The organism is Liquorilactobacillus vini DSM 20605 (assembly GCF_000255495.1).
GTDB lineage: Bacteria > Bacillota > Bacilli > Lactobacillales > Lactobacillaceae > Liquorilactobacillus > Liquorilactobacillus vini.
The window spans coordinates 1-4,675 of the sequence record NZ_AHYZ01000033.1; the positions used below are offsets into that span (position 1 = coordinate 1).

Genomic DNA, 4,675 nt, shown 5'->3' on the forward strand with positions numbered 1-4,675 from the left:
TTTACTGAAATCACCTCGCAGTATTTAGCTTATTTAAATTCAAATAGCAAACTGCTTCACTTAAAATTGCTGGTGAATATTTTGTGATGGCGGCTACTTTGTTGAGTATTAAAAGTCAAATGCTCTTACCAAAACACGAAGATCTGCAAGATTCAGCGGAAGATGTGGCTGATCCGCGGCAGGAGTTAGTTGATCAACTAATTGTGCATCAATGTTTTCAATTAGCTACGGATCAGTTGCGGGATTTGGCTCAGAAACGGCAAGCATATTATAATCGACCGGCAGCTGAACCGCCAATTAGTACTGATCAAGTTTTGCCAAAACATTTAAGTTTGGCGGGCTTAGAACGATATTATGGTCAAGTTTTGCTTCGGCGGCAGCAACAAAAAGAATTACAGCGAACGCGAGAAGTTAAAACAGAAAGCTTTACGATCGATCAAGAAATCAATCGAATTGAAGATTTCTTGGCAAAGCAATCGGGATGGGTTGATTTTCGAAAATTATTTGATTCGCAAAAGATAGTTATCGAACAATTGGTAACTTCTTTTTTGGCTTTGTTGGAACTGATCAAACGTCGTAAAATTGAAGCTATTCAACAATTTGATTTAGGACCAATCAAACTAAGGAGAGCTGATCATGGAATCTAATTTAGCAAAAATTGAAGCACTTTTATTCGTTAGTGGCGATCAGGGGATTGAAATTAGTGAGTTGGCCGAGTTAACTGGTATTCTGAAGCCGGCAATTTATTCACAATTAGAACTTTTGCAACAAAAGTATATGGCAGATCCTGATGCAAGTCTGTTTGTTTTGCTTAATCATGAAAAAGCTCGATTAGCAACTAAAAAGTCGTTTGCTCCTTTGCTTCAGGCTTATTTTACTGCTCCTAATGTAACTTCGCTTTCCCGGGCGGCCATGGAAACGCTAGCGATAATTGCTTATCGTCAACCGGTTACGCGGGTACAAATTGAGGAGATTCGCGGGACCAGTTCAAGTGGAGCGCTGAAACGCTTGCAATTGTTAGACCTTGTTCGGGAAAAAGGCAGATTAAATGTTCCCGGGCGGCCAATTATTTATGTGACAACTGAAAACTTTTTAGACCATTTTGGCTTAAATTCTTTAGACGAATTACCACCGTTTCCCCAGGCAGAACAATTGGATCTACCTTTGGAAGCGGATGATTTGTTAGAGTTATTTAATAATAAACTAGAAAATAAAGCAAGCAAGGAAAACAAAGAAAATAAAGAAAAGGAAGAAAATTTTGACTAAAGAACGTTTGCAAAAAGTCATCGCTCAAGCAGGAATTGCTTCTCGGCGAGCGGCTGAAAAACTAATTATGGCTGGCAAAGTCAGAGTTAATGGGAATGTTGTAACTGAGCTGGGAACTAAGGTAACAACGGCAGATTTGATTCAAGTTAATGGGCGAGCGATTGAGCAGCAAAAGAAAGACTATTATTTGTTTTATAAGCCGCGTGGGGTGATTTCGGCAGTTAGTGATAATAAAGGCCGTAAAGTTGTGACTGATTATTTTTCGGCAGTGAAGGAAAGAATTTATCCGATTGGTCGCTTAGATTATGATACTTCGGGAATTTTATTGCTGACAAATGATGGCGATTTGGCAAATCATTTAATGCATCCAAGATTTAAAATTGAAAAAACATATTTGGCAAAAGTTGAAGGAATTCCGTCAAACGAAGAACTAAAAAAATTAAGCCGTGGAGTGCTGATTGACGGCAAGAAGACTTCACCTGCAAAAGTTAAAAAATTTTCAATTAATTTAAGCAAACAAACGTCTCTCTGGTTATTGACGATCCATGAAGGCCGTAATCATCAAGTCAAAAAGATGTTTGCTGCAATTGGCCATCCGGTTATTAAATTGAAGCGTCAAAATTACAGTTTTTTAGACCTAGCTGGTTTAATGCCCGGGCAATATCGTCAATTAAGTCATCAGGAAGTTGAGCAGTTAAAAAAATTAGTTAAGTAAGGTTGCTAAGTGTAATTTTTTATGATACACTTAGCATATAAAAATTTAAAAAGTAGTTTATCTTCAGGGGCAGGGTGAAATTCCCGACCGGCGGTAATAGGCCGCGACCTGCGCAATTGTGCAGTTGAACTGGTGTGATTCCAGTGCCGACAGTATAGTCTGGATAAAGAAGATAGAGCTTATTTAATATTAAATTAAGTAAACTCTGTTGGTTAATTCCTTGATCAGCAGAGTTTTTATTTTTTAAGTAATTTTAAGTAAGCGCCGTGAAGATGAACTCGATTTGGAGGTCATTGAGATGGTTGTTTCTGTAGCACGAAGATATGTTTTAGCTGCTTGTTTGGCGGCAATTTCTTATTTGTTAATGTTTCTATCTTTTGCAGTAATTCCAATTGTTCCGTATATGAAGGTTGATTTTTCTGATTTGCCGGTTTTGCTAGGGATGTTTTTGTTGGGACCACTTGGAGGAATTGAAATAGCTTTGATTCGCTCGGTACTTTACTTTTTGATTTCGGGTCCTTCAATTAGCAATCTAATTGGAGTCTCGACGAGTTTTTTAGCAACTTTGGCTTTTTGTTTGCCAATGTATCAAATTGTTCAGTCACAACGTTTTTTAAGGGGCAAAAAGGTGTTACTATCAATCGCTGTAGCCACGTTGAGTTTGACTTTCTTTCTGTCATTGGGTAATTGGTTGGTGATTACCCCGCTTTATATGAGCGTGCTGGGAATGAAGTTGTCTCTGCCTTTGAATCAGCTGATCTTATTTGGAGTCATCCCGTTTAATTTGATCAAGGGGATCTTGTTAGGTGTGGCTTTTTGGTTAGTTTTTAGAAAATTAAAATACTGGTTAAATGACCATTCATTGATTACTCATTAAAATGATTATAAGTTTAAAGCTCAAGGAATTAACTCTTGAGCTTTTTGTTTGCTATTAATTGGGGGATTTACTGGTATAAAGTTTAGTTATCAAAAAAAGTTAACGGTTTCGTTACTTTTTGCCGTTTCCAGCTATTTCAGCGTATACTTAATTTAGAAGATTAATTTGAGCAAGGAGATTTTAATAATGCTTGCAAAACGGTGGCTTTATTTTTTTTCAATTGATCAACCGCGACGGCCAAATGTTATTCGTCATGTTTTAGCAAATAAAAAAACGGTTTCGAACCTTTTTTGGGGCTTAAGCTATCAAATGCTGGAGTGGCTGGGGGTCGCGCAAATTGAGAATATAGTTTTTGATCAGCAGCTAACCGCTTTAAAACAGCACGGCTGGTTACAGCAGGCAGGTGATCAGCAGTTTTGTCTGACACCAGCTGGTCAGCAATGTTTAACAGCATTTTTGTCAGAACATTATTGGCGTAAAGCACCACAATTAGTCCAATATTTTCAATGTGATACTTGGTTGCAGATGCTTACCTTAATTGTGCAGACCTTTTCAGAATCGTCCTATCAGAATCAGCATTATTACGTAATCACAACGTCACCGCAGATTCAGTTTTGGTTTAAAAAGTGGATCAAACATTTTGATTATCAAAAATTGCAAACGGACCTGCCAAGATTATTAAATGAATTTTTAACAACCTTACCAACCCAGCAAGCAGATGTATTCTTAAATTTTTTTGCTGGGCATCAAGTAGCTGGGCAAACCTATACCCAAATGGCTGAGCAAACTAACTGGTCAGTGACGGATCTAAAAATTTTACATGAAGATCTTGCCTTACGCTTGGCTGCTTTTTTGCGTAAACAAAGTGAGCCCTGGCAGGTATTAGTTAGTTTGTTTCAAAAAAGTCCTCTGCCCGCCAGTTGTGTACAAACTTATCAGCGCTTTTTAAATGGAGAATCAAGTCAAAAAATTGCAAATGAACGGCATTTAAAGCTAAGTACGATTCGTGAGCACTTATTAATGGCGGCAATTTTTTGTCAGAGTTTTCCTTATCAGCAGTTGTTGGCGTCGCGACAATTGACAATTATGAAGGAATCATTATCAGGTGCTCCAAGTACTTGGAATTATCAAATTGTTGAGCCAAGAGAAATTGATTTCTTTTCTTTTCGGCTATATCAGATTCAACAAACGAAAATTAGACAGCAAAGGAAATCGACAAATGGATGATCAAAGGTTAACCAACGCTTTAAAAAATTTATTTGGCTATTCAAAATTTAAGCCTGGTCAACAAGAAACCTTAAAAGCTTTATTAGCAAATCAAATGACCCTGGCGATTCTTCCAACAGGGACAGGAAAATCTTTATGTTATCAAATGTATGGCTGGCTAGTCCAGCGCCCGGTTTTAATTATCTCGCCCTTGATTTCATTAATGCAAGATCAGGTCAAAGAACTTAAATTTTTAGGCGAGAAACGAGTAGTTGCTTTGAATTCTCAGCTTGAGCGAATGGACAGAGAGTTCGCACTGAAACATTTAGCTAATTATCATTTTGTTTTTGTTTCACCAGAAATGGCTACGCAAACTCGAATTGTTCAAATTTTGAAGCAAATTAATTGGGGCCTATTTGTTGTCGATGAGGCTCATTGTATTTCGCAATGGGGGCCTGACTTCCGACCAGATTATTTACAGCTGGGTAAATTACGCCAAGAACTGAACTATCCGTTAACGTTAGCTCTGACAGCAACTGCGACGAATGAAGTAAAGCAAGATATCAGTCACCGTTTATTTATTGAAAGACAGCCGAAAATTATTTGCTATT

General features: G+C 37.7%; 6 protein-coding genes and 1 riboswitch. All 6 genes read left to right on the forward strand.

All coding sequences use genetic code 11. From position 1 onward, the window contains the following. Positions 1–65: 65 nt before the first annotated feature. A complete protein-coding gene (locus ON15_RS01770; RefSeq protein WP_268869590.1) occupies positions 66–647 on the forward strand; it encodes a segregation and condensation protein A in 582 nt (193 codons plus the stop codon). Then, positions 637–1,266, forward strand: a complete 630-nt coding sequence (gene scpB, locus ON15_RS01775; RefSeq protein WP_010579754.1) for an SMC-Scp complex subunit ScpB — start codon at positions 637–639, stop codon at positions 1,264–1,266. Before ON15_RS01770 ends, scpB begins: the two co-directional genes overlap by 11 nt. Then, complete coding sequence (locus tag ON15_RS01780) at positions 1,259–1,981, forward strand: pseudouridine synthase (protein WP_010579755.1); 723 nt, start codon at positions 1,259–1,261, stop codon at positions 1,979–1,981. Before scpB ends, ON15_RS01780 begins: the two co-directional genes overlap by 8 nt. A gap of 55 nt (positions 1,982–2,036) precedes the next feature. After that, positions 2,037–2,159, forward strand: a riboswitch (FMN riboswitch). A 120-nt stretch (positions 2,160–2,279) separates the two neighbouring features. Next, positions 2,280–2,858, forward strand: a complete 579-nt coding sequence (locus ON15_RS01785; RefSeq protein WP_010579756.1) for an ECF transporter S component — start codon at positions 2,280–2,282, stop codon at positions 2,856–2,858. A 186-nt stretch (positions 2,859–3,044) separates the two neighbouring features. Beyond that, positions 3,045–4,085, forward strand: coding sequence for a helix-turn-helix domain-containing protein (locus ON15_RS01790; RefSeq protein WP_010579757.1), 1,041 nt, complete (start codon positions 3,045–3,047; stop codon positions 4,083–4,085). Beyond that, the coding region (locus ON15_RS01795; RefSeq protein WP_010579758.1) for a DEAD/DEAH box helicase at positions 4,078–4,675 on the forward strand (598 nt) is incomplete at its 3' end. The genes ON15_RS01790 and ON15_RS01795, both read left to right, overlap by 8 nt.